Genomic DNA, 864 nt, shown 5'->3' with positions numbered 1-864 from the left:
AAAATTAACGTATAAAGGAGAGACATGAGACAAACTACTATTGTTACAAAATTAACAGCAGATAAAAAATGATACGTTATCGACGCTGAAAACCAAGTTTTAGGACGTTTAGCAGCTCAAGTTGCAACTATTTTAAGAGGAAAAAACAAACCAACTTTCACACCAAACGCAGACATGGGTGACTATGTTATTGTTATTAATGCTGAAAAAGTTCTTTTAACAGCTAAAAAAGAAGAAAACAAAGTTTACTACTCTCACTCTGGTTACTCAGGAGGGTTAAAATCAATTACAGCTGCTAAATTAAGAGCAAAAAAACCTACAGCATTAGTTGAAAAAGCAATTTCAGGAATGATTCCTCACACAAAATTAGGTAACAAACAACGTCGTAACTTATTTGTATATGCTGGAAGCGAGCACAAACACGAAGCACAACAACCACAAAGAATCGAGGTTAAATAATTATGTCTAATACATCTGTACAATACCGTGGATTAGGAAGAAGAAAATCTTCAGTAGCACGTGTTATTTTACGTCCAGGAAGCGGAAATTTCGTAATTAACAAACGTGATGCTAGAGAATATTTAACTTCAGATATTTACTTAAAAGATGCTAACCAACCTTTTGTTTTAACAGAAACTTTAGGAACTTTTGATGTTAGTGTTAATGTTAGTGGTGGTGGTTTAAGCGGTCAAGCTGGTGCAATTCGTTTAGGAATTGCAAGAGCTTTATTAGAAGCTAACGCTGATTACCGTGCTAAGTTAAAACCAATGGGTATGCTTACAAGAGACGCTCGTGCTAAAGAACGTAAAAAACCAGGATTACGTAAAGCTCGTCGTGCAAGACAATTCTCTAAACGTTAATTTT

At 34.8% G+C, this 864-nt stretch carries 2 protein-coding genes; both read left to right on the top strand.

The window, feature by feature from the left end; all coding sequences use genetic code 4:
- Positions 1-24: 24 nt before the first annotated feature.
- Positions 25-459, top strand: a complete 435-nt coding sequence (gene rplM / locus V2E24_RS03555) for a 50S ribosomal protein L13 (RefSeq protein WP_330501046.1) — start codon at positions 25-27, stop codon at positions 457-459.
- Positions 460-461: 2 nt separating this feature from the next.
- Positions 462-860 (top strand): 30S ribosomal protein S9, encoded by a 399-nt coding sequence (gene rpsI / locus V2E24_RS03550; protein ID WP_330501045.1) that lies wholly within the window; start codon positions 462-464, stop codon positions 858-860.
- Positions 861-864: the final 4 nt, after the last annotated feature.

This window comes from Mycoplasmopsis ciconiae, from assembly GCF_036350065.1.
GTDB classification, from domain to species: Bacteria; Bacillota_I; Bacilli_A; order Mycoplasmatales; family Metamycoplasmataceae; genus Mycoplasmopsis; species Mycoplasmopsis ciconiae.
This window is presented reverse-complemented; position numbering and strand designations above follow the sequence as displayed.